Below are 26209 nucleotides of genomic sequence, written 5' to 3' on the forward strand. Positions count from 1 at the left end.
ATTCTTGTTAAAAAGCAACTGAAGGGATATTGTACTGAAAAGCAACTGAAGTATATAATAATTATTTGTAAGATACAAACTCAATACATATATAGGTCGATTTGAATAAAAAGCTACAATTAAATGAGTATTTAAAAGAATATCTAAAAATGAAACTATTAATATAATTGCCTCACCAATTATATAATATAAAAGCAATTTATACGCATACTTTTTATATAACCATAAAATAGACACTTTACAAAGTAAAAACAAACTAATAACAATACAACCTTTGGTAGTTATTGTTATGACCTCACAAACATACCCTAAAGTATACAAGTAAAAATACCCAGCACTTAAACCAAATAAAATAAGATTGTTAATTATGGTAAATAAGCAATAACCAACTATTATTTTATAAAATAAATTCCCTTCAACTTCACTGATTAATTTATTTAGAGTCATTTTACTTATACTTTATAAAAACTAAATAGTACTTAAACTTACGACAACAATATACAAATTTGTTTTTCTATTACCTTCATTTTTAGACATAAAAAAAGTGCAAAGTATACACTTTGCACCTACTCGTGACCCCGGCAGGGTTCGAACCTGCAACCAACGGAGCCGAAATCCGCCATTCTATCCAGTTGAACTACGGAGCCAAAAAGCGTTAAACACTCTTATTCTTTAAACCAATAATTTTTTTACAATTGTAGAAATGGTTTTACCATCAGCCTTCCCAGCTAATTCTTTTGATACCATTCCCATCACTTGTCCCATAGCAGCCATTCCTGAGAAACCACCTTCAGCGATGATTTTAGCTACGATTACCTCTACTTCTTCCTCAGATAACTGTGCTGGTAAAAACTGCTCAATAACAACAACCTGTGCTAATTCAGGATCTGCTAAATCAGCACGACCTTGCTCGTTATAAACATTTGCACTGTCTTTACGTTGTTTTACTAATTTTTGAAGTAATTTAATTTCGTCCTCTGCTGATAATTCTGCGTTTCCACCTGAAGTTTGGGCTAATAAAATTTCTGATTTAATGGCACGCAAAGCTTCTAAAGCAACAGTATCTTTTGCTTTCATAGCTGTTTTCATTGCGTCCATTATTTGTACTGATAAACTCATTCTTATAGTTTTATATTATTGTTCAAATTATACGAAGTCTACTAAAATAGTAAATTTCATAAGCAAAGCAAAAGTAATAAAAAAACCCGAAACAAATTCGGGTTTTAAGTAGGTAGGTAGTAGTTTTACAAAGATTAATCTACATTATCATGCAAGAATGAATTGTTGGAACGCAACTGTAAATCATCATTACTGTCAGTGCCTAACGACATCCTTGATTGCCCATAAGAATCTGGTTTTGAAGTCACATCAATACCCATTCTTTTATAAGCTGGCTCTTTTTCAATTTCATCAATTCTAGACGCGCTATTGTTGAATTTATAATTAAAGTCTTTCATTCTTCTTTTACGCTCTTCCGCTCTAGCTTTCAAGGTATCTTCAATTGACATTTCCATAGGAGAAACCTCTTCAAGATACATTGATTTTTCTTCTACAACTTCCGTTTTCTTAACCTCAAAGTTTAACGCTTCATCTACAGGTTCTTGAACTTTAGCTACTGGTTTTGAAGCGACAACTTCATCTTCCTTATCCATATAGTCCTCAAGTGAATATTTCACAACTCCAGATTGATTCACTTCTGTTACCGGAACCACATTAATTGGCTGCTTCACTTCAATCTCTTTGGTTTCTTCAGTAAGATCAAATATAGTTTTTTGTTGCGCCTTAGGTGTTTCGAATAAATCCAATGAGAAATTAAACTCATTATCTGCAATTACGAATTCTGGCTCAACAACTTCAATTTCTTTTATCTGAGGCGTTATGATTTCAAAGCTCATTGGCTTTACTTTTGCAACTGGAGCTACTGGTGTAACCGCTGCAACTGGCATAGCAGGAGCAACCACTTCAAAATCAACTTTTATATCACGAATAGCCGCTGTAGTCTGAATTAAATCATTCTCAGCAACTGCAGCTATTGGTTCTTGTATTTCAAACTTTAATTCATTGACTTCCTCTTCAGTATCTTCTAAAGTAAAAATTACTTTCTCCTCTACTTTGTTTACCGGAACTTCTGGAGTTTCAATCTTAACCTCCTCTTTTTTCTCAAAAATTGGTTGGTCTACTGAAATATTTTCCATTCTATTTCCCGACAAATCATGAACAATCTTTTGTTCATCTTCTAGTGAATGAATGATTTTTTTTGGTTCTGTATTAACGATTTCAGCTTGTTGCTCTACATTAAAACCTGTAGCGATAATAGTAACAGCAACAGCTTCCCCTAAAGTCTCATCTTCACCAACCCCCATGATAATGTTTGCACTGTAACCTGCTTCCGATTGGATGAAATCATTAATTTCTCCAATTTCATCTAAAGTAATTTCAGATGTTCCTGAAACGATTAACAATAATACATTTTTAGCACCAGCTATTTTATTATCATTTAATAACGGGGAATCTAAAGCATTCATAATCGCTTCTTTTGCTCTTTCTTCACCGGTAGCGATAGCAGAACCCATTATAGCTGTACCACTATTTGCCAATACCGTTTTCGCATCACGTAAATCGATATTTTGCGTATAGTGATGTGTAATAACTTCCGCTATTCCTCTAGCTGCAGTAGCTAAAACTTCATCTGCTTTTGAGAAACCAGCTTTAAAACCAAGGTTTCCGTATACTTCGCGTAATTTATTATTGTTAATAACAATTAAAGAGTCTACTTGTTTGCGTAAGCGCTCCACTCCAAGTAATGCCTGCTCAGAACGGATCTTACCTTCAAATTGAAAAGGAATTGTAACAATACCAACTGTTAAAATATCTCTTTCCTTTGCTAACTTTGCAATAACAGGGGCAGCACCAGTACCTGTACCTCCACCCATTCCAGCAGTAATAAAGAGCATTTTTGTGTTAGTATCCAACATCTTTTCTATATCGTTGATACTCTCTAAAGCGGACTGTTGGCCCACTTCAGGGTTTGCACCAGCTCCAAGACCTTCTGTTAAGCTTACACCTAACTGAATTTTGTTTGGAACAGAGCTGTTCTCTAAAGCTTGTGAATCGGTATTACAAACCACAAAATCCACACCTTTAATCCCTTGTTTGAACATGTGATTGATAGCATTGCTACCTCCACCACCAACTCCAATAACTTTGATAACGTTGGATTGATTTTTTGGTAAATCGAATGAAATGTTTGCAAATTCTGGCATAATGGTACTTTTTTATTCTGCGTTATCTAAAAACTCTTTAATCTTTTCTATATACTTATCAAAAAATGACTTTTTGATTTTCTCCTCAGTAGTAGCCTTTGTATCGTGAATTTCTTCTTCAACAAGCTCTTCTTCTACTGGTTCTGCCGCTACAATTGGTTGCACAACAACAGGCTCTTCCTTTTTTAATTCCATTAAAGGAATAGCACTTTTTGTATTGTTACGAATGCTGTTCATTACCAATCCTACAGCAGTAGCATACAATGGGCTAGACAATTCTTCATCAGAATTTCCAGCTAAATGTTCGTTTGGATAACCAATGCGGGTATCCATACCGGTTATATATTCTACTAATTGCTTGATGTGTTTTAACTGAGCACCACCTCCTGTTAATACAATACCTGCAATAAGTTTCTTTTTCGGATCTTCATGTCCGTATAATTTAATTTCTGCATATACTTGTTCTACAATTTCCACAACTCTAGCGTGAATAATTTTTGACAAGTTTTTCAACGAAATTTCTTTTGGCTCTCTACCTCTTAATCCTGGTATAGAAACAATTTCATTGTCTTTATTTTCACCAGGCCAAGCCGAACCGAAACGGATTTTCAACAACTCAGCTTGCTTCTCAATAATAGAACAACCTTCTTTAATATCTTCTGTAATAACATTTCCTCCAAATGGAATTACCGCCGTATGACGAATGATACCATCTTTGAAAATAGCTAAATCGGTAGTACCTCCACCTATATCTATTAAAGCAACACCTGCTTCTTTTTCTTCCTGACTTAATACAGCATCAGCTGATGCTAAAGGCTCTAATGTTAAACCTGATAATTCTAAACCAGCACTTTTAACACAACGCCCTAAATTGCGAATAGATGCCGCTTGACCTACTACAACATGAAAACTTGACTCAAGTCTTCCGCCGTACATTCCAATTGGCTCTTTGATTTCATTTTGACCATCAATTTTAAACTCTTGAGGTAAAACATGAATAATCTCCTCTCCTGGCAACATCGCTAACTTATGCACTTGCCCGATTAAAGTATCAATATCTAAATCACCTATTACTTCCTCAGCATTTGGACGACTAATATAATCACTGTGTTGAATACTGCGAATGTGTTGTCCCGCAATACCAACTACTACATCATTTATTTTATAATCTGAATTATTTTCAGCTTCTAAAATTGCTTGTTGAATTGACTGAATGGTTTGTGTAATATTGTTTACAACTCCTCTATGAACACCAAGACTTTTGGATTTTCCAACACCTAGAATTTCCAATTTCCCGTATTCATTCTTTTTACCGATCATTGCCACAATTTTAGTTGTACCAATGTCTAATCCTACTGCAATATTCTCCTTATTCATAACGCAACATTATTTCTTACAAACTACTTGTTCAGTGAACATCAAGTTTACTTCTTTATACTCCTTTAATAAGGTATCCTTTATAGCATGTTGATAAAACGCTTTGTAATTCCTTAGCTTTTTATCAATTTGAACAGGATTACCAAATACTATCTTATAATTATAATTTCTGTTTGTTAAAATCACACTCCCAGAAGGAAGAATCTTAACACCTGTTATGTCTTTTTTTAAAAAATCGTCCTTTTCAATTTTGTTAAACAATTCCACATAACCCTCTTTATTAACATCAAAAAAACTTCCTACAACGAGCGGAACTCTTGCAGAAAAGTTTTCGGATAAAGGCATTTTATCGCCTTTACTATCAAGATAATACGAAGTATTATTTGATAAAAATCTTACGGTTGGGGTCTTTTGAATAATATGCGCACTTAGAGAACCATCTATTGAAGAAAACACTTCAGCCTTTTCTATCATCTCGTGATTATCGAGAATAGCCTCTACACTATTCAAATCTACTTTAACTTTCGCAATGTTTGACAAGCTTCCAAAATTTTGTTTCAACAAGTTATTAACCATTTCATGAGTTATAAACAGGTTATCCTGACCTGCTGCAAATGAAACAGTAACCTCATTAATGGGTCTTTTTTTGTTTCTATTTGACGAAAAAGAATACAAAAAAACCATCACAAGGAGAATTAAAACCAAGCGAACATTATGCCAATTGATACTTTTCATACAGCATATTTTTTAATTCTTTAACCATTTCCCCTATATCACCAGCCCCTATAGTCACTAATACATCCGCATCAGTTTCTTTAAAAATCTGGAACAAATTTTCTTTCGTCACAAGTGCTTTATTAGGATTGTTTATTTTATCCAAAAGCCATTGCGAAGTAACCCCTTCAATAGGCAATTCACGTGCTGGATATATGTCCAACAATTTAACTTCATCAAACTTTGACAAGCTCTCAGCAAAACCACCTATAAAATCTCTAGTTCTGGAAAACAAGTGCGGTTGAAAAACTGCTAATACTTTTCTATCCGGATATAATTCTCTTACCGCCTGATGCACTGCATTAATTTCTGTTGGATGGTGTGCATAATCATCAATATACACTATTTTTTCATCTCTTACTTGAAATGAAAAACGTCTTCGCACCCCTGGAAAAGTTGCTAAAGCATCAACTATTGATTCGTTTTGTAGGCCGTATTGTTTTGCCATGGCAAAAGCTATTAATGCATTTGACAAATTATGATGTCCTGGCAAACCAAAGCGAACATTTTCAATCAATTCTGCTTCTGTTTTAACATCAAAAACGTAAAAACCGCTTTCAATGCGAATATTTTGAGCCGAATAAGCCGCCGGTTCGTTAATTCCAATGCTATTACCTTCCAAGGGCAATCCTATTGTCACAAACAAATCTTCCTTGTTTACTTTACATGAAAACTCTCTAAATGAAGCTTCAATTGCAGCGGCATCTCCATAAATATCCAAATGGTCAGCATCCATTGAAGTAACACATGCTAGATTTGGATGCAAATGAAGAAAAGAGCGATCAAATTCATCTGCTTCTACAACCGTAACAGATTTTCCTTCTCCAATTAAATTAGAATCGTATTCTTCTACAATTCCTCCCAAAAAAGCTGTAACATCCACTCCGCTTTTATATAAAACATGCCCCAGAATACTAGAGGTTGTTGTTTTACCGTGTGTCCCTGCAACCGCGAAACAAAAAGTATCTTTTGTAATTAATCCTAAAACTTCTGCTCTCTTTTTTACTTCAAAACCATTTTCAACAAAATAATTCCACTCCGAATGATTTTTAGGTATTGCAGGTGTAACAACCACAAGTGTTGTTTCTTTATCCAAATATTTAGCTTCAATTAACGCAACAGCATCTTCAAAATGGATATCCATACCAAGTGCTTTTAATTCGGAAGTTAATTGTGTTTCTGTTTTATCATAACCCGCAACATTTTTTCCAATATTCATAAAATAGCGAGCTAAAGCACTCATGCCTATACCCCCAATTCCTATAAAATAAACGCTATGTATTTGATTAAGATTCATTTCCGTTTTCCAATTAAAACAACACTCTTGAATTACCCTATTATGAAACGCTTTTAAGGAGCATTTCGTGTTTACAACACTTATTCTTTTATCAATTTTTCAATTTCGTTCACAATTTCTCGCGTTGCATATGGCAAGGCTAATTTGTGAATTTTTTTACTCAATTTTTCCTGTTTTTCATCGTTCGATAAAAGGTCCGCAAAGGTAACTTTAAACTTCTCATTTAACTCATTTTCCTTCAAAAGAATTGCAGCTTTTTTGTCCAAAATTGCTTGTGCATTCTTAGTTTGGTGATCCTCAGACACATTAGGCGATGGTATAAAAATAGTAGGCTTACCTACTATACAAAGCTCCGAAACTGATGAAGCACCTGAACGTGAAATTATTATGTCGGCTGCAGCATATGCAAAGTCCATTTTATCAATAAATGCCAAAACATGAACATTGTTTTTCTCGTTAAAATGATTGTATTCTTCAAAATACAATTTACCACATTGCCAAACCACCTGAATTCCTAAATCTTGAAACAAATCAATTTCTTCTGCTATTAATTGATTAATTCGTCTAGCCCCTAAACTTCCGCCTAAAACCAACAAAGTTCGTTTCGTTGGATCCAACTCCAAATAGGTTAAAGCTTGAATACGTTTTTCATCTATTTCTAATAAATCCTGACGAACAGGATTTCCTGTTATAATTGTTTTCTCAGGAGGAAAAAAGCGATCCAATCCTTCATAAGCCACACAAATAACGGCAGCTTTTTTGGCTAACAATTTATTTGTTATTCCTGGATATGAATTTTGTTCTTGAACCACCGTTGGTATCCCCAACATGGAAGCAACTTTCAAAACTGTACCACTTGCAAAACCACCAGTTCCGATAACCACATCTGGTTTAAATTGTTTTAAAATCCAATATGATTTCCACAAACTCGAAAGTAACTTAAAAGGAAACATAGCATTTTGAAGCGTCAATTTTCGTTGAATACCCGAAATCCAAAGTCCTTTTATTTTATAACCTGCTTGTGGTACTTTTTGCATTTCCATTTTATCATTTGCTCCCACAAACAAAAATTGAGCATCTGGATAACGACTTTTTAATTCGTTTGCAATGGCTATAGCAGGATAAATATGCCCTCCAGTTCCTCCACCACTTATAATAAACTTAAATTGCTTCTCCATTTATTGCTGGTTTAAAATTGGTTCTAATGGATTTTTTTCATCATGTTGCACTTCTTCCTTTTCTTTATCTTCTTCAAGTGCGCTATCTAAACTTACCTCTCTATCAATTATACGTTGCAATGCTTCTTCTCTTTTTCTTTTTTCTTCTTCATCTAGCGAAACTTCCTCTTCTTTTCGTGTCACACTCAAGATCAAGCCTATCGAAACACAGGTCATCCAAATAGAGGTACCTCCACTACTAATCATTGGCAATGTTTGTCCGGTAACCGGTAACAGTTCAACTGCAACAGCCATATTAACCATAGCTTGAAAAATAATTGGAAAACCAAGTCCAATTATTAACAACTTACCAAAAAATGTTGGTGCTTTATGTGCATTAATAATAAACCTTACAAAAAGTAACATGTATAGAAAAATAATACCAAAAGCTCCTATTATACCATACTCTTCAACAATGATGGCAAAAATAAAATCGGAGGAAGATTGCGGCAAAAAGTTCTTTTGTACACTTTTACCAGGACCTAATCCGTAAATTTTACCTGAAGCAATTGCAATTTTTGCCTTTTCAATCTGGTAATTATCTTCATTAGGCTTATCGTCAACAAATCGTTCTATTCTACTCTCCCAAGTTTTAACACGACTAAACATTTTATTCTCTGGAAAAGCCTTTGCGAGCAACAAAAACAAAAGCAATGCAGCAATACCTGCACCGAGAACAATTAATAAATACTTAAACGGATATTGCCCGATGTACAACAACATGCACACCATAGAAAAAATTAAAGCTGTGGTAGAAAAGTTGGTTGGCAAAATAAATATTAGTACCCCAAAAATAGGCATCCATAATTCAACTAACGACTCTTTAAAGCTGTAGGTTTTATCACTTACTTTGGCTAGATATCGTGCCACATAAACCATTAAAACAGTGAATGCTAAAGTGGAAGTTTGAAAACCAATACCTACAAACGGTATTCTTATCCATCTACTTGCATTAGCCCCTCCTATTGTAGTGCCCTGAAAAAGCGTATAAATTAGCAGTATAATTACAAAGGGAATACCAATAAGTGATATAGCCCGAAAATAATGATAGGGGATTTTATGTGTCCAATAAATGATAATAAAACCAATGAATAAATGCCCCAAATGCTTGACCAAGTAGCCCAAAGTAGAACCTTTACCAATTACATACACAAGATTGGTACTGGCACTATAAACCGGCAAAAAGGAAATAAGCGCCAATAAAAAAACTATGGCCCATATTACTTTATCCCCTCTTAAACTGGCTACTAATCGATTCATATCTTACAAATTATGCACTGCATTTTTAAATTGACGACCTCTGTCTTCATAATTTTCAAACAAGTCAAAACTTGCACAACATGGTGACAACAACACTGTATCGCCCTTTTCTGCCATACGCTGCGCTATTTTAACTGCCTCTTCCATAGAAGTAGTTTCAACCATTACATCCACTACATTATTGAAAGTTTGAAATAATTTTGCATTGTCCACACCTAAGCACACAATACCTTTTACTTTTTCACGAACCAATGACATTAACTCATCATAATCATTTCCCTTATCCACTCCACCAACAATCCAAACCGTAGGCGTATTCATACTATCTAATGCAAAAAATGTTGCATTAACATTAGTTGCTTTAGAATCGTTCACATACTGCACATTTTGAATTTTCAATACTTTTTCCAAACGATGTTCAGCTCCTTGAAAATTACTCAAGCTTTCTCTGATTGTTTGTTTTCTAATTTTCAAAAGTTGCGCTACAGCAGTTGCTGCCATTGCGTTTTTCACATTGTGTTTTCCTTCTAAAGCTAATTCGTTGATTGGCATAGTTAATTGTTCGTTATTAATGTTGCTACTAATATTTTGTTCGTTTATATATCCTCCTTTTTCTACTGTACTTGATATCGAAAAAGGAATAATTTGTGCTTTTATTGAATGGTTATGCAACCATTTATTAATTTCTACATCATCGTGATCGATAATTAAAAAATCATCTTCCGTTTGATTCTGTGTTATTTTAAATTTCGATGCTATGTATAAATTGTAATCGTAATTATAGCGATCCAAATGATCAGGACTAAGATTCGTTATAATGGCAATATGCGGTTTGTAATTCACGATTCCGTCTAGCTGAAAACTACTCAACTCCAATACATAATAATCAAACTTGTTTTCCGCTACCTGCCATGCAAAACTTTTTCCAATATTTCCAGCTAAACCAACATTCAAACCACCTTGTTTCAACAAATGATAGGTTAACAGCGTTGTCGTGGTTTTTCCATTACTACCTGTGATTCCAATAGTAACAGCATTTGTAAATTGTATCGCAAACTCAATTTCTGAAATAACCGGAACGTTCAATTCCAAAAGTTTTTTTACAATTGGCGCCTTTTCTGGAATACCTGGACTCTTCATCACCACATCTGCATTCAAAATCAAATCTTCTGAATGCTTTTCATCCTCCCATTTTATCCCATTAATGGTTAAAATCTCACGATAGTTTTCTTTGATTTTTCCAAAATCGGAAACAAAGACATCATATCCTTTCTTTTTCCCAAGGATTGCAGTACCTACACCGCTTTCGCCACCACCAAGAACTACTAATCGCATACTATCTTAATTTTAATAATACCAAAGAAAGAATTGCTAATAAAATACCCACAATCCAGAATCGAGTTACAATTTTACTTTCATGAAACCCTTTCTTTTGATAATGATGATGTAAAGGTGACATCAAAAAGATTCGTCGTCCTTCACCATATTTCTTTTTGGTATACTTGAAATAACTCACTTGTAATACCACCGATAAATTCTCTGCTAAGAAAATCCCACATAAAATTGGGATCAATAATTCTTTACGAATAGCAATTGCAATAACTGCGATAATACCTCCAATAGTTAAACTACCCGTATCGCCCATAAAAACTTGAGCTGGATAGGTATTGTACCATAGAAACCCAACCAAAGCCCCAACAAATGCCGCAATGAAAATCGTCATCTCTCCAGAATTGGGGATGTACATAATATTTAAATAATCGGAAAAAATGATATTACCCGAAAGGAATGCAAATATCCCGAGTGTTAATACCGAAATTGCCGATGTACCTGCTGCTAAACCGTCAATTCCATCGGTTAAATTAGCGCCATTTGATACTGCAGTAATAATAAAAATTACAACTGGTATAAAAATTAACCACGCCCAATTTTCATAACCATCCCCCATAAAAGACAAAACATCGGCATAATCCAATTCGTTGTTTTTGAAAAATGGAATGGTAGTGGCTGTAGACTTTTCTTGCAAAGAAACTGGATCAAGATTTTCGATTTTCACACGAGCTCCTGTAGTATCTTTTCTAACTGTCACATTTGGATGAAAATACAAAACAGAACCAACGATTAACCCTAAACCTACCTGTCCAATAACTTTAAAACGTCCTTTTAGTCCTTCTTTATCTTTCTTGAAAATTTTAATATAATCATCTAGAAATCCAATTGCACCCATCCAAAGCGTCGTAACAATAAGAAGAATGACATAAATATTTTCCAATCGCGCCAATAAAAGTACTGGGACTAATGTTGCCAAAATAATGATAATTCCACCCATTGTAGGTGTTCCTGCTTTCTCACTCTGCCCTGCCAAACCAAGTTCACGAACCGTTTCGCCAACTTGCTGTTTGCGTAAAAAACCGATAATGCGTTTACCATAAATAGTTGAAATAGCTAATGACAAAATAAAAGCCATTGCTGAACGAAATGTAATATATTGAAACACTCCTGCCCCAGGAAAGTCAAATGCTCTGTCTAAATATTGAAAAAAGTAGTATAGCATGCTTTTACTTGTTTAATAGCGTTAATAATTCTTGAACAATTTTCATATCATCAAAATCATGACGAACACCATTAATCTCTTGATACGTTTCATGTCCTTTCCCTGCAATCAAAATAATATCATTTGGATTAGCCAATTGACAAGCCATTTTTATCGCTTGTTTTCTATCTAAAACCGAAACTGTTTTTTTGAAATTTTGAGGTTCAACTCCTTTTTCCATTTCTTCAATTATCGTTTCTGGATTTTCCGTTCTTGGGTTGTCAGAGGTAAAAACAACTTTATCACTTAATGTTGAAGCAATTTGTGCCATTATCGGACGTTTTGTTTTATCCCTATCGCCTCCACAACCTACAACTGTTATCAATTGCTCGTTTTTCGTACGGATATTTTCTATAGTCTTCAGTACATTTTCCAAAGCATCAGGCGTGTGTGCATAATCTACAATCGCTGTTACTTTTCCTTCAGAAATTACATATTGAAAACGTCCGGAAACACTTTCTAATTCCGACAATAGTCGTAAAGCTTCTTGTTCTTCAAGTCCTAAAGCTTCTGCTGTTGCCAAAATCGCCAACAAATTATATGCATTAAAAGAACCAATCAACTTACTCCACACTTCATGGTTGTTAATTTTAAGCAATAAACCTGTAAATTGATTTTCTAAGATTTGTGCTTTATAGTCAGCATAAGATTTCAAAGCATAAGTAATTTTCTTTGCTTTGGTATTTTGAAGCATTATCGTTCCATTCTTATCATCCACATTTGAAATGGCAAATGCGGTTTTCGGCAAATGATCGAAAAATGATTTTTTAACATCGCGATATTCTGCAAATGTTTTATGATAATCCAAATGATCATGCGACAAATTGGTGAAAATTCCACCTGTAAAGTGCAATCCTTCTGTACGTTTTTGATGAATTCCATGCGAACTCACTTCCATAAAACAAAATTCACATCCTACTGCAATCATCTCATATAGATAATGATTGATTGTCAACGAATCTGGAGTGGTATGCGTTGCTTTAAACTCCTGATCATTAACCATTATTTTTACAGTAGAAAGTAATCCTACTTTGTACCCTGCCTTTTTGAATAATTGGAATAACAATGAAGCGATAGTAGTTTTACCATTAGTTCCGGTAACACCAACTAATTTTAGCCCTTCAGATGGATTTTCGTAAAAATTAGCAGCCATTACAGCCAAAGCATGATTGGCATCTTCAACTTTTATATAGGTAACTCCGTTTACAATTACACTTGGAAACTCCTCACATATTACAGCTGTGGCTCCTTGGCTTAAAGCCTTTTCTATAAAATCATGTCCATCTGAAACTGTTCCACGAATTGCTACAAAAACATCATTCATTTCGACTTTTCTTGAATCAAAATGAATATAGTTAATCGCAATATCCGTTGTGCCATTTACAGCTTCAATACCAACTTTGTATAATATGTCTTTTAAAATTTTCACGATAATTTCAGTGTAATTTTTTCGTTTTCTCTAATTCTTTCTCCGGCTTTGATCGATTGCTTTTGAACTTTTCCAAATCCTTCAACCTCCACTTTTAATCCTAAATTTTCCAATAAAGCCACTGCATCCATTCCATTCATTCCCTTAACATTTGGTATACTTAGTGTTTCTTTGTTTACAGAATTTGTATACTGCATATAAGCATTATCTAATTTTGTTATCGCTTGATCAATGTTTTTAATATGATTTGTAGGTGGAGAATCGGTGTAAATTTTTTGTGCTATACGTTTGAATACAGGCCCTGCAACATCTGCCCCATAATACCCAGCAGAAACATTTGGTTTATGAACTACCACTATGCAAGAATATTTGGGATTGTTCGCTGGAAAATACCCCGCAAAAGACGACACATAATGTAATTTTGACTTATCACGGTAATTCGCTTGAGCTGTCCCTGTTTTACCAGCCATTGAAAAATCTTTTGAGTACAATTTTTTACCCGTACCTCTCTTTACCACATTCTCCAACAATGAACGCACTTGTATCAAAGTTTCATCAGAAGCAATTTTGGGATATAAAACTTCTGTATCAAACTTCTTAATGGTTTTATTCCATTCCTTAATTTCTTTTACAAAAAGTGGTTTTACCATTACACCATCATTTGCAACTGCATTGTACAAGGTCAACGTTTGTAAAGGAGTCATAGCAATATTATAGCCGAAAGCCATCCAAGGTAATGTTGTTCCACTCCAGCTTTTTGTACCCGGTTGTGGAATAATCGGTTTCCCTTCCCCTATTAGCTGTAATCCTAATGGCTTATTTAAACCATAATTATTAATTCGCTCTACAAATTGTTTCGGATCATTACTATAAGCATCATAAACCGCTTGTACTACTACAGTATTTGAAGAAAGTTCGAAACCTCTTCCTAAAGAAATTTTACCGTATCCTCCTTTTTTGGAGTCACGTACTTTTCTTCCGTAATACTCTACAATTCCATTGTTTGTATCGTAAACCTTACTCGTATCAACTTTTTTATCATCCAATAATGCAATTAAATCCATTATTTTGAATGTTGATCCTGGCTCTTGTGTTTCAGCAACTGCATAATTTTGAGCTTCATAATACGAACCATCATTAGCTCTACCTAAATTGGAAATTGCTTTAATTTCTCCCGTTTTGGTTTCCATCACCACTACACAACCGTGATCTGCTTGATAATATTCCAATTGCTTTAATAAAGCATGATGTGCGATATCCTGAATATAAACATCTATTGTCGAAATAATATCATACCCATCTTGAGGCTCTAACTCATTATTATCATTAATAGGCTTCCACTGACTTTTAGCGATTTTTTGCATCATTCGATGCCCATCTTCTCCATTGATATAATTACGAAAAGCATATTCCAGTCCTTTTCCGTCATTATCTGAACGTTCGTAACCAATTGTACGCTGCGCAATTTGACCTATTGGATGCTCCCTAACGGTTTTTTGTTCAATAATAATCCCTCCTTTATAAGGCCCTTTATTGAAAAGCGGAAAACTTTTAATACGCATATAATCCGTATAGCTTAATTTTCGCCCAATTAGGTAATACCTGTTTTTATTTGCTCTAGCCTTCTGTAATTTTGCCTGGAAGAAGCCCGAAGACTTCCCAAAAAAAACAGCCAATGAATCACTTAAAGGTTTAAGATTATTTCTAAAATTTTCTTCCGATGGAGAAACAGCATCAAAGCGAATTGTATATTCTGGTATTGAAGTCGCTAACAAACTCCCATCTGATGAATAAACATTTCCTTTGTTTGCAGGAATTTTTAAATTTTTAACTGTACGCTCTGCCGCTAATTTTCGATAATACGCACCTTCAACCCATTGAATATTATTCAACTTCACCATAACCAAAACAGCCATCACGAAAATCGAGAAAGCCACCAAATACATTCTAAAAGAGGTATTTTTATTAGTTACTGCCATAGTTTAAGTTTATCAAAAAAGCTTTTTGAGTTAACAGAGTCTTTATGTTTTACAATTATCTTAGTTGGAGGCACATCTGCAGGAAAAATATCACGCTCTTCCATTTTTGCAGCAACCGTTGATTCCATCTTTAATTTCATCAATTCCGAACGACGATCAACAAATTCAGATCGTAATTCTTTTACTTTATTAGTAAGTTCCGTGATTTTATAATTTTTAGCATCATAACGGTGGTTATTTGCAATCATCATCATAGCCAAAACAATCAAAAACACAATAAATTTCCAGTTCTTTAAAGCATCATCGCTTACAAGAAACTTTGCTTTCAATAAACCGTAAATTCCGCTTTTCATATTATTTTTTTTCTGCTACTCTAAGTTTTGCACTTCTTGCTCTATTATTAACCGCTATTTCAGCTTCTGTAGGGACAATCAATTTTTCTATAATCTTAAATGGAACTTCAAAGTTTCCAAAAAAGTCGCGCTCTGGCTCCCCTTCAAACATTCCGTTTCGCATAAATCGCTTCACCAATCTATCTTCTAAAGAATGATACGAAATCACACTCAAACGTCCCCCTGTATCTAAAATCTCTAATGATTGTTCTAAAAACTCCTTTAAAACCTCCATCTCCTGATTCACTTCAATACGAATTGCCTGATATATCTGTGCTAAAATTTTATTACTCTTGTGAGCCGGTAAGAACTTAGCTAAAACCTGCTTTAAATGCTCCGAATCTTTAATTTGTTTATCCTTACGAGCCATAACAATCACACTTGCCATAGCTCCACCATTTTTCAATTCTCCATAATCCAAGAAAACACGTTTCAATTCTTGTTCATCATATTCATTTACCACATGATAAGCACTTAAATCACCTTTACGATTCATCCTCATATCCAATTCCGCATCAAATCGAGTTGAAAACCCTCTTTCCGCAACATCAAATTGATGAGAAGAAACTCCCAAATCAGCTAAAATACCATCCACTTTTCTCACACCATGAAAGCGCAAAAAGCGTTTTATATTTCTAAAGTTTTCATTTATCAACACAAAGCGACTATCATCAATTGCATTTGCAAGCGCATCCTCATCTTGATCAAAAGCAAACAATCTTCCATTCTCACCCAATCGAGACATTATCTCCCTAGAGTGACCCCCACCACCAAATGTAACATCAACATACACCCCATCAGGCTTGACATTCAAACCATCAACAGTTTCTTTTAATAACACCGGATTATGATATTCCATTTCCATCATCGTATAAATTACCCATTACTTCTTCTGCTAACTCTGCAAAATCACCCGTTGCACTTTCTATAGCATTCTCATAAAGATCTTTATCCCAAATCTCCACAATATTAATCGCTGAAGACAATACAACTTCTTTTTCAATTTTCGCAAAACCAACCAAATCTTTTGAAATCAACAACCTTCCTGTCGCATCAATTTCAATCATTTTTACACCAGCTGTAAAAAGTCGAATAAAATCATTATTCTTTTTCACAAAACGATTCAACTTATTAAGCCTTTGCATTACTAACTGCCATTCCTTCATCGAATACAACTCCAAACAAGGCTGAAACACCGAACGCTTCAACACAAAACCCTCCTCCAAAGAACCTAATTGTTTCTTCAGAGAAGCCGGAAGCATTAATCTTCCTTTTGCATCTACTTTACACTCATATGTTCCAATAATTGCTTCCAAATACGTTTACAGCGTTAGAATATTGACAAATTTAAAAAATATTTACCACTTTTTACCACATTACCCCACTTTGTTGATAAGTTTTTACACTTTAACAATCAATAACTTACCCTTTATTTTTCGTCAAAAGACCATCAAAAACAGTGAAAACGAGCGATTGCAACATAAAACGAAAATAAAAAATCTAAAAAAACATAAATTCAAAGTAATCTCATTCCTACAAAAAACTGTTGATAACTAAGCTTTTAAACCTTACAAAATCATATTTAGCCCCCTTTTAAATATTTCTTTCAAATCATTTATAAAATCTTATATTTGTGAAAATTTCTGATTTGAATTTGGAATTATCGTTATGCTAAAGAAAGAAAAAAAATATACCTATTTTGAAGCCGGAGAAGGCACCCCAATTATTATTCTTCATGGCTTAATGGGCGGCTTAAGCAACTTTGATGGTGTTGCAGCTTTTTTTGCAGACAAAGGCTATAAAATTGTCATTCCGGAACTACCCTTGTACACTCAAAGTATTTTAAAAACAAACGTTAAAGCTTTTTCAAAATTTGTCAAAGACTTTATAACCTACAAAGGCTTCGACAAAGTAATATTATTGGGTAATTCACTTGGTGGACACATTGCTTTGTACCACACTAAAATGTACCCAGAATTAATGAAAGGCCTAGTAATAACAGGCAGTTCAGGACTTTACGAAAGCGGAATGGGAGAAAGCTACCCAAAACGTGGAGATTATGAATACATCAAGAAAAAGAGTGAAGATGTTTTTTACAATCCGGAAGTTGCTACCAAAGAAATTGTTGACGAAGTATTTGCCACTGTAAACGACCGTATTAAATTATTAAAAACGTTGACTATTGCCAAAAGTGCCATTCGTCATAATATGGCTAAAGACTTACCAAAAATGCAAACACCTACTTGTATTATTTGGGGTAAAAACGACAAAGTAACTCCTCCAGAAGTAGCGGAAGAATTCAACCAATTACTACCGAATTCTGAGTTGTTTTGGATTGACAAATGTGGTCACGCTGCCATGATGGAGCACCCAGAAGAATTCAATGCCATTTTATTGAATTGGCTACAAAATAACAACATGTAAACATTCCCCCTAAGGGGAATTTTATTTTATATCAAGATGAAAATTAACAGTGCCGAGTTTATTATAAGTAATTCAGACGTAAAAAAATGTCCGAATGAGCCACTTCCAGAATACGCTTTTATTGGACGTTCCAATGTTGGAAAAAGCTCACTTATAAACATGCTTACCAACCATAAAAATTTAGCAAAAACGTCTGGAAAACCAGGAAAAACGCAATTGATCAACCATTTTAAGATTAATCAAAATTGGTATTTGGTCGATTTACCTGGATACGGATACGCTCGAGTATCTAAAAAAACAAAAGAAGTGTTTCAAAAGTTTATTACTGATTATTTTGAAACCAGAGAACAATTGGTATGTGCATTCATCTTAATCGATATACGTTTGGAAGCTCAAAAAATCGATTTGGAATTCATCAATTATCTTGGTGAAGCACAAGTTCCGTTTTGTATTGTTTTCACAAAAGCAGATAAAATAGGCAAAGTACAAGCACAAAAAAATATTGCAGCTTACAAAAAGAAAGTGCTTGCTAATGGATGGGAAGAAATGCCGCAACATTTTGTAACCTCATCATTAGAAAGCACTGGAAGGGATGAGCTTTTGAACTTTATTGGCGATATTAACGACCAAATGTTCAAAAACGAAAATTTCGTATAGTTATTTCAACTCCAATTTTTCCGCAAAATAATCGCAGAAATCACGCATAGTAGCACTCATTTTTTCATCATCGGTAGCGCGCTGAAAAGTATCTGCCATAGCCACTAACGTTTGGTGAAAAAATTGCTTCATGTCATCAACCGGCATATCTTTTGTCCATAAATCGATTCGCATTGTTTCTCTAGCATTTGCATCCCAAAGAGATAACATCATCGCTTTTGCTTCTTCATTTTCAATACCGCCGTCTTGTGCAGACCAGCTTAATTTTTCAGGTACTCTGTTTTCATCTAATTCTACTAGAAATTTAATTTCTGAGGTAATATTTGCCATTATTTTCTTGGTTTATATCGTGATTGTTCAAAAATAGTTTTTGCATCAGTAGCCAACATTTGATCTAATGATACTTTATTATGCTCCATATAGCTTCTTACAATTTGCCAACCTATCCATTGTCCTACTCTCCCTGGTGATTCGTTGTCTATCTCTAAATAAAACTTAGAAAAAGGAGCATCATTGATAAAGCGGAATTCATTTTTATTATTTGCTTCGTACAAAATATTGTTTTCCACAAAATAGCTCCACATTTGAAACTCATTTTCTTTACACCATTGAATTTGATTGTCAGTATAGGCAATTTTAGCTGCATCAGTAACGTCTGGCAACAAAACATCTTTTAAATAAAGTTCTTTACCATAGTACACCATTAAAGCCAATAATGACTTGTTAACTGGTGGTGCTATTTTTCCATAAGAAAAACTAGTTACCAAATCAGGTAAAATTTGGTCTTGATTAAAGCCTACACGTTGATATTCTGGAAAATCAACATAAAAACGATGTTCCGCTCCTAAATAACAATCCAAAGAAACCAAAGCGATTGAATCTGCATAAATTGCTTTAGCGTCAGTATCAACTTCACTAATTAAGGTTATTACACGTGGTGTTTTATAACTTGGAAAGTAGTATTGAATTCTCGCAAATAAACTTTCCAAACCTTTTTCTAAATCACTTGTATTAGTATATTTTATTTTTACTTCTTTATACAAATCTTGAAGTAAAGGATTGTGCATTTTATTAATCCAAACCGTATCCTCATTGCCCTCAGGAAAGAAAAATGGGTATTTTGACTTAATACTTGTTAAATCTTCTGGCTCCGACTCGTAAAACATTTTATCAAAACGTTCAATCTTGAATTCAACAGGTATTTCTTTGATTGCCAAATCTTCAGGAGTCTCTTTTTTACAAGAAAAAAACAAAACGACTAAGGATAATAGGAAAAGCTTCTTCATAAAGGCTTTTTTTTATAATTTTATATAAATTTTAGATTCTAAATCAGCGTAAATTAAACGCTGCAAATATACTGTTTACCCTAACAAATTTTCTTAAAAAAATGACAAATTCAAATACATTCAAATCTGAGGAAATAAATCAACATATTGTTCAGTGGCTACTTGATTATGCTAATAACGCAAAAGTTAAAGGATTTGTTGTAGGAATATCTGGAGGAATTGATAGCGCCTTAACTTCAACACTTTGTGCGCAAACAGGATTGGCAACACTTTGTGTGGAAATGCCAATTCATCAGCATCAAAGTCACGTAAACAGAGCCGTTGAACACATTACACAATTGAAAAACAGATTTCCTAATGTTTCAGACATTCGCACTGACTTAACCCCTGTATTTGATGCATTTACGAACCAAGTAGAACAAAATAACGACAGAAATACACTTGACATTACTTTGGCCAATACTCGCGCGCGTTTAAGAATGACAACGTTATATTATCATGCAGGAATTAGAGGTTTACTAGTAGCCGGAACTGGAAATAAAGTCGAAGATTTTGGTGTTGGATTCTATACTAAATACGGAGATGGCGGTGTTGACATCAGTCCTATTGCTGACTTGGTAAAAAGTGAAGTTCGTTTATTAGCGAAACACTTAGACGTTCCAGAAAGTATTTTAAACGCTGCACCTTCTGATGGCTTATATGAAAATGACTTAACCGATGAAATGCAAATTGGCGCTAGTTATGATGAATTAGAACTGGCAATGCAGCAATTTGAAGCAGGTAAAACTGAAAACGATTTTGTAGGAAGAGAAGCCCAAGTTTTTAAAATTTACAAACGCCTAAACACCATTAACCAACACAAAATGAACCCTATACCTGTATGTGAAATTCCTAAAAATTTAAAATAATTACTAAATATTTAACAAGAATTTACATTTTTTTTTATTAACTTTGGATATACTTGTTCGTTTAACCAAAATTCAAAGTCATGATAAAAGTTTGTATCTCAGACAATCATCCGGTGGTAATTCAAGGAATCAAGTCATACTTTAGTGGCAACTCCCAAATGGAAATAGTTGCCACAGGTACTACATTTGAAGAATTACAAAGTGCTCTTCAGTCAAAAAAAATTGACATTGCAATAATCGATTTAGAATTAGAAGGGATTACAAGTATAAGGGATATAAAAAATCTCATCAAAGACCACAATGAAACCAAATTCGTTTTGTTTACTGCAGTTTCGGAGAAAATGTACGCGCCAACTGCAATAAAAGCAGGTGTTTCTGCCTACATACAAAAAAACACCTCATTAAAAGCGCTTGAAGACACGCTTAACAAGGTACAACAAGGCATAGTGGTTTTTAGCGATGATGTTAAGAAAAATATTGAACTTTTAAGTAAAGGCAAAAAAGCAGATCGTTTGTACAAAAAACTTTCTACCAGAGAAATTGAAGTTTTACGTTATTTAAACGATGGAAAGAAAAACAAAGAAATTGCCGAAATTTTAAGTCTAGACGAAAAAACGATAAGTACATATAAATTGAGACTTTTAGCCAAACTAAACGTAACCAATCTTGTTGATTTATTGAGCAAAGCCAAAAGTTTAGATATCATTTAAGAATACCTACTCATAACACGACCTAAACGCTTCGAAAAGACATTCGTTAAGCCTAGGTAATCCATAACCATAGAAAGGGTTTCAGAGTTATCCTCTTTCACTTCTTGTGTTAAGGATAGTTTTAACTCTTCAATAATTTTATTAACCCAATACCATCTTAGGGTTAAAATGGTTTCTGTAGTATATTGCGCTATAGTAGTTTCCTTTTGTTTTACCAAAATTTGTTGAGATTCCCAATTGTGCAAAACTTCTCGCTCTTCATGCATTAAAATAGACGCAACTTCTTGTTCAATTTCAGGAGGCAATTGCATTAAATATTGTTCAATTTCAAAGGTTTCCTGTTGATTGAAATAATTTATTAAATCGGTATAAATCGCTCGAAACAGTGGGTTTGCTAATTCAATCTCATCCTCTTGCAAACTTAAAAAAATGCGTTGGTATACTTTGTACGTATTCATTTCTTTAACCTCAATCAACTCCCCTTCCTCATTTGCTTTCAACAATACATCTTCAAACTCCTCCGAAACATTTCCGTATAGTAAGATAATTTCGATAATCTTTCGCTCTAGTTCATCTTGAATATCAATTTTAGACTGTTGTGCTTGATTCTCATTTCGAACAATCTCAAATGCTTTCTGCTCTTCTTTGAATTTTTTATTTGCTTCCGACAGATCTTTTTTATCTAATTGTGCTAAAGTATTAAACAACACATCCTCAGAAATATCCATAATTCGAGAACATTCTTGCAAATAAATTTCGCGTCTAATACGATCTGGAATTTTAGAAATACTAACCACCATATCACGAATCAAATCCGCTTTTTTTATAGGATCATTATTCGCCTCTTTCATCAATAATGATGCTTTAAACTGAATAAAATCCTTAGCATTATTTTCCAAATAAGCCGTTAACTCATTCAAAGGTGTTTTTTTAGCAAAACTATCAGGGTCTTCTCCATCTGGAAAAGTACAAACCCTTACATTCATTCCGGCTTCCAGAATAAGGTCGATACCGCGAATAGATGCGCGAAGACCAGCGGCATCTCCATCAAATAAAACCGTTATATTTTTAGTCAAACGACTTACCAATCGAATTTGGTCGGGTGTCAATGCGGTTCCTGAAGACGCAACTACATTTTCAATTCCAGCTTGGTAAAACTGAACAACATCGGTATAACCTTCTACCAAAAAGCAATTATCAAGTTTGGCTATTGCTTGTTTGGCATGGTAAATTCCGTAAAGTACTTTACTTTTATGATAAATTTCACTCTCGGGTGAATTAACATATTTAGCTGCTTTTTTATCGCTAGTCAATATACGACCACCAAAACCAAGCACTCTACCGCTCATACTCTGGATAGGAAACATCACACGCCCTTTAAAACGATCAAACTGTTTATCTTCCTTTACAATAGTCAAGCCTGTTTTTTCAAGATATTGCAATTTGTAACCTTTACCCAATGCTTCTTTGGTAAAAGCATCCCAACTGTCAGGAGAATACCCTAAACTAAATTTCTTAATGGTATCAGAAGTAAAGCCACGTTCTTTAAAATAGGTAAGTCCGATTGCCTTTCCCTCTTCCGTATTCAAGAGGGTATTATGCATAAAATTATTTGCAAATTCCGAAACCAAGTACATACTTTCTTTTTCATTAGCAACTGCTAAATCCTCATTTGTCTGTACGGTTTCTTCAACTTCAATATTGTATTTTTTAGCTAAATATTTTACAGCTTCGGGATAAGAGAAATGTTCGTGCTCCATTAAGAAAGTCACAACATTTCCCCCTTTCCCAGAACTAAAATCTTTCCAGATTTGTTTCACTGGTGAAACCATAAACGAAGGCGACTTTTCATCTACAAAAGGGCTCAAGCCTTTAAGATTACTTCCCGAACGTTTTAATTGAACAAAATCACCTATAACCTCCTCTACACGAGCAGCTTCAAATACATTTTCTATTGTAGCCTTTGAAATCAATTGTACCTATACTTAGTTAAGTCTCAAAGATACAAAGTTAATGTTGTATTCGTAAAGAGAATTACGCTATGCTTTTAAAAATAAAACTTTCTTTTTACTTCGAAGAAATAGAGTAACCTGATGTATTATTTTGCTTTAATCTAAAATCAGGACTATGCTTAACATTCGAATCTATAAAAATATCAACCCCTTTTGCATTTGACAAATTAACAGCACTACTATTCATTTTAGCCCAATTTTTCAATTGTGACTCTGCATCATATCCTGTTTCCGATACAACATTATTTTCACAATTATGAACGGTTATATTTGCAACTTTTATTTTATCCAAATGTTTGTCTTCGATAACTTTTTTATTGAACTTCATAAATGAATCAAAACCAGAAACTACAGAGTTGTTTAGCGTAAAAAAACTATTCTCATCAACAAAAACAGCTTCATTTACTAATCCTTGCATATTGGACTCATTGTTTACCAACGTCATGTTGGAAGCTTTTACATTGGTAAGATTTCTATTAAAATCGAAATTATCAATTTTATCATATGAATCAATTTCAAAACATCTCGATACTGAAATATCTGACGAGAAAGGATATCGTACAGCAATTGAATTTTTGATATCAACTTGTGCTCCTAAAGTAAAATCGAAATCATCATCCGTTGCGCGATACGAAATCAAATGATTCATAGCTAAGTTTCCTCCGTAACCTTCAAAAGAATCATCATTTGAAAAACTTACTTGTACATAGCTAACTTCAGTTTGATTACCAACTCCGGCTAAAGACAGAGCATTTAACTCCTTTGAAGAGTTTAACTTTCTCCCTGCAAATTCAATACGAACATATTTTAATACTCCTGAATTATCACTCGCATTGTTCCCCCCAAATAGATTATACTTACGATCTAAATTGAAATCCAAATGACTTATACCACCTAACTTGTTGATAGGTGCATCACCTAAAATGATAATACCACCCCAATCACCCGGACGTTTATTATAAGACTCCTTGTTTGATGTAAAAACAATTGGTTCAAACTCTGTCCCTTGTGCTATTAATTTCGCTCCCTTAGTAACGACCAATGTCCCACATGTATTATAATCGCCACGGATTACAGTACCCGGCTCAATTGTTAATACTGCATTATTCGTAACATAAACTACACCTTTCAATAAATAAGTATAATTTCTTCTGAGCACAAGATCTGTAGTTATAATACTATCGATAACCTGTGTAGGCTCTCTATATATTTCATTTTTAGGATCAAAAGAAGTCCAATTATTAAACCAATTTGATTCCCCAACAATTCCTTTTGCTTCCTGAGCATTTAAAGTCCCTATCAATAAAAAAAAGACAACGGTAAAGGCATGATTTTTCATTTCTTCATTTTTTTAATTGCCCAAATTTACCGTGTCTACATTACCCTAAGGTCTACCTAAATTTAACCAAACGTTAAGAATTTACCTACTTTATTAATAAAACATCAACTCACGCAAACAAAAAAGCTTTCTCATTCGAGAAAGCCCTTTTTTCATTAACTATTCAAATTTTAATTGATGTCAAATCGAACTCCAAATGAAATATTATTCTGATCAATTGCATTGTGTTTAAACATTGGGTTCAAATCATATTTCACATATAAACTGGTTGCCCGATACCCAATATACCCACTTAATCCATAAATAAAATTAGACACGTTAAAATCGCCTTTTTGTTTATCCTTTACTTTTAAATCGTCTTGATCATATTTTAAAATTTGTTTTGATTTTAATCTCAATCCCCCAAATCCTCCAAGACCTAAACGAAACGATTTATGTGTTCTAAAATACTCATTCCCTTTATCGTCAACTCTTTTAGGAGAAAAGTCAAGCTCCAAGTGAACAGGAAGAGCAAGATACACATTACGAAAACGTGATTCATCTAAATCAATAGTTGCGGTTGACAAAACTGTTTGATTGGCATTTTTAACAAAATAACGATTATCCGTTGGACGCAAATTATTATACATTAACGACAAGCCATACTTTGCATGTAATAGATTGTGATTTTTAAGTATTCTCGAATTTAATGTTAATCCCCATTCATAAAAATGAGAGCCCCACATACGATAGTCCGAATCTTCTAAACTTTGACCTTCAGTAATTAGATTATTTAATCCTGTTGCAAAAACAATTTGAGATGTAGTACGTTTCGAAACTTTTCTTATATAATCGTCTTTCCCTTTATACACTTTCATTGATGAAAGATTAATTTCAGTTTCGTTTTCATCAACATCTTCAGTACTAACACCAAAAACTAAATTAACTTCCCTAAATTTCTTTTTCGAAATCGTATCAGCAATCACTTTACCATCAACTTTAGCTTGAACTAATTGTTCTAGTTTTATTTGCTCTTGTGCAACTTTCGTTTCAATATTTTTTGCATGTTGCTCTGCAACTTTCATTTTTTGCTCTTTTGCTTGCTCAGCAGTAATCTTTCCTTCTTCCAATTGTTTCTCAATAGCTTCAACCTCTATCTTAAGCGCTTGCTTTTCTTCAGTAGTAATTGTTTCAATATTTTTTGCTATTTCGCCCGCTTGTTTCTCAAAGCTCTTTTCTTGAGCTGTTACCTTAGTAATAAACGTGATGAACATTATTACTGTGTAAAAAATAATTTTTTGCATAACTGTTTG

At 33.9% G+C, this 26209-nt stretch carries 23 protein-coding genes and 1 tRNA gene; 4 read left to right on the plus strand and 20 right to left on the minus strand.

Annotation, left to right across the window (positions count from 1 at the left end; genetic code table 11):
• Positions 1-573: 573 nt before the first annotated feature.
• From ACFS5J_RS07015 to mraZ, 15 genes are all read right to left on the minus strand, one after another.
• Positions 574-647 (minus strand) — tRNA-Arg (locus tag ACFS5J_RS07015).
• A gap of 25 nt (positions 648-672) precedes the next feature.
• Entirely contained in the window at positions 673-1119 is a 447-nt protein-coding gene (locus ACFS5J_RS07020) for a GatB/YqeY domain-containing protein (RefSeq protein WP_379811368.1), read from the minus strand.
• A 134-nt stretch (positions 1120-1253) separates the two neighbouring features.
• Complete coding sequence (ftsZ, locus tag ACFS5J_RS07025) at positions 1254-3263, minus strand: cell division protein FtsZ (RefSeq protein WP_379811369.1); 2010 nt, start codon at positions 3261-3263, stop codon at positions 1254-1256.
• 12 nt (positions 3264-3275) lie between these two features.
• Positions 3276-4640, minus strand: coding sequence for a cell division protein FtsA (gene ftsA, locus ACFS5J_RS07030; RefSeq protein ID WP_379811370.1), 1365 nt, complete (start codon positions 4638-4640; stop codon positions 3276-3278).
• A 9-nt stretch (positions 4641-4649) separates the two neighbouring features.
• Entirely contained in the window at positions 4650-5375 is a 726-nt protein-coding gene (locus ACFS5J_RS07035; RefSeq protein ID WP_379811371.1) for a cell division protein FtsQ/DivIB, read from the minus strand.
• The gene (murC, locus tag ACFS5J_RS07040) at positions 5353-6711 is read right to left on the minus strand and encodes a UDP-N-acetylmuramate--L-alanine ligase (RefSeq protein ID WP_379811372.1); all 1359 of its coding nucleotides are present in this window, start codon (positions 6709-6711) and stop codon (positions 5353-5355) included. The genes ACFS5J_RS07035 and murC overlap by 23 nt, the downstream gene beginning before the upstream one ends.
• A gap of 80 nt (positions 6712-6791) precedes the next feature.
• Positions 6792-7889: an undecaprenyldiphospho-muramoylpentapeptide beta-N-acetylglucosaminyltransferase gene (gene murG, locus ACFS5J_RS07045; RefSeq protein WP_379811373.1), complete on the minus strand. Its 1098-nt coding sequence runs from the start codon at positions 7887-7889 to the stop codon at positions 6792-6794.
• Positions 7890-9188, minus strand: a complete 1299-nt coding sequence (locus tag ACFS5J_RS07050; RefSeq protein WP_379811374.1) for an FtsW/RodA/SpoVE family cell cycle protein — start codon at positions 9186-9188, stop codon at positions 7890-7892. It abuts the gene before it with no gap.
• Between the two features lie 3 nt (positions 9189-9191).
• Positions 9192-10523, minus strand: a complete 1332-nt coding sequence (gene murD, locus ACFS5J_RS07055; RefSeq protein WP_379811375.1) for a UDP-N-acetylmuramoyl-L-alanine--D-glutamate ligase — start codon at positions 10521-10523, stop codon at positions 9192-9194.
• Between the two features lies 1 nt (position 10524).
• Positions 10525-11742: a phospho-N-acetylmuramoyl-pentapeptide-transferase gene (mraY, locus tag ACFS5J_RS07060; RefSeq protein ID WP_379811376.1), complete on the minus strand. Its 1218-nt coding sequence runs from the start codon at positions 11740-11742 to the stop codon at positions 10525-10527.
• 4 nt (positions 11743-11746) lie between these two features.
• The gene (locus tag ACFS5J_RS07065; RefSeq protein WP_379811377.1) at positions 11747-13210 is read right to left on the minus strand and encodes a UDP-N-acetylmuramoyl-L-alanyl-D-glutamate--2,6-diaminopimelate ligase; all 1464 of its coding nucleotides are present in this window, start codon (positions 13208-13210) and stop codon (positions 11747-11749) included.
• Positions 13207-15189, minus strand: coding sequence for a penicillin-binding protein (locus tag ACFS5J_RS07070; RefSeq protein ID WP_379811378.1), 1983 nt, complete (start codon positions 15187-15189; stop codon positions 13207-13209). Before ACFS5J_RS07070 ends, ACFS5J_RS07065 begins: the two co-directional genes overlap by 4 nt.
• Positions 15180-15542: an FtsL-like putative cell division protein gene (locus ACFS5J_RS07075; protein ID WP_379811379.1), complete on the minus strand. Its 363-nt coding sequence runs from the start codon at positions 15540-15542 to the stop codon at positions 15180-15182. Before ACFS5J_RS07075 ends, ACFS5J_RS07070 begins: the two co-directional genes overlap by 10 nt.
• Before the next feature lies 1 nt (position 15543).
• Entirely contained in the window at positions 15544-16440 is an 897-nt protein-coding gene (gene rsmH / locus ACFS5J_RS07080; protein ID WP_379811380.1) for a 16S rRNA (cytosine(1402)-N(4))-methyltransferase RsmH, read from the minus strand.
• Positions 16427-16897 carry a division/cell wall cluster transcriptional repressor MraZ gene (mraZ, locus tag ACFS5J_RS07085; protein WP_379811381.1) on the minus strand — a complete coding sequence of 157 codons (471 nt, stop codon included), beginning with the start codon at positions 16895-16897 and terminating at the stop codon, positions 16427-16429. The genes rsmH and mraZ overlap by 14 nt, the downstream gene beginning before the upstream one ends.
• Before the next feature lie 352 nt (positions 16898-17249).
• On the opposite strand from mraZ, the gene ACFS5J_RS07090 reads away from it, so the two are divergent.
• Together ACFS5J_RS07090 and yihA are read left to right on the plus strand one after the other, a co-directional pair.
• Positions 17250-18005, plus strand: coding sequence for an alpha/beta fold hydrolase (locus ACFS5J_RS07090; protein WP_379811382.1), 756 nt, complete (start codon positions 17250-17252; stop codon positions 18003-18005).
• Positions 18006-18041: 36 nt separating this feature from the next.
• Positions 18042-18662, plus strand: a complete 621-nt coding sequence (gene yihA / locus ACFS5J_RS07095; RefSeq protein ID WP_379811383.1) for a ribosome biogenesis GTP-binding protein YihA/YsxC — start codon at positions 18042-18044, stop codon at positions 18660-18662.
• On the opposite strand, the gene gldC is transcribed toward yihA, so the two are convergent.
• Positions 18663-18992 carry a gliding motility protein GldC gene (gene gldC / locus ACFS5J_RS07100; RefSeq protein WP_379811384.1) on the minus strand — a complete coding sequence of 110 codons (330 nt, stop codon included), beginning with the start codon at positions 18990-18992 and terminating at the stop codon, positions 18663-18665.
• Positions 18992-19948 carry a gliding motility lipoprotein GldB gene (gldB, locus tag ACFS5J_RS07105; protein ID WP_379811385.1) on the minus strand — a complete coding sequence of 319 codons (957 nt, stop codon included), beginning with the start codon at positions 19946-19948 and terminating at the stop codon, positions 18992-18994. Before gldB ends, gldC begins: the two co-directional genes overlap by 1 nt.
• Positions 19949-20049: 101 nt before the next feature.
• Here gldB and nadE point away from each other — a divergent pair, with 101 nt between their 5' ends.
• Positions 20050-20856 (plus strand): NAD(+) synthase, encoded by an 807-nt coding sequence (nadE, locus tag ACFS5J_RS07110; RefSeq protein WP_379811386.1) that lies wholly within the window; start codon positions 20050-20052, stop codon positions 20854-20856.
• 80 nt (positions 20857-20936) lie between these two features.
• Positions 20937-21566, plus strand: a complete 630-nt coding sequence (locus ACFS5J_RS07115) for a LuxR C-terminal-related transcriptional regulator (RefSeq protein ID WP_379811387.1) — start codon at positions 20937-20939, stop codon at positions 21564-21566.
• Here the strand turns inward: ACFS5J_RS07115 and dnaG are convergent.
• From dnaG to ACFS5J_RS07130, 3 genes are all read right to left on the minus strand, one after another.
• Positions 21563-23539, minus strand: a complete 1977-nt coding sequence (dnaG, locus tag ACFS5J_RS07120; protein WP_379811388.1) for a DNA primase — start codon at positions 23537-23539, stop codon at positions 21563-21565. The genes ACFS5J_RS07115 and dnaG overlap by 4 nt on opposite strands.
• Positions 23540-23633: 94 nt before the next feature.
• Positions 23634-24917 carry a hypothetical protein gene (locus ACFS5J_RS07125; RefSeq protein ID WP_379811389.1) on the minus strand — a complete coding sequence of 428 codons (1284 nt, stop codon included), beginning with the start codon at positions 24915-24917 and terminating at the stop codon, positions 23634-23636.
• Between the two features lie 170 nt (positions 24918-25087).
• A complete protein-coding gene (locus ACFS5J_RS07130) occupies positions 25088-26200 on the minus strand; it encodes a cell envelope integrity protein TolA (RefSeq protein ID WP_379811390.1) in 1113 nt (370 codons plus the stop codon).
• Positions 26201-26209: the final 9 nt, after the last annotated feature.

This window comes from Flavobacterium chuncheonense (assembly GCF_042686145.1).
Lineage (GTDB): Bacteria > Bacteroidota > Bacteroidia > Flavobacteriales > Flavobacteriaceae > Flavobacterium > Flavobacterium chuncheonense.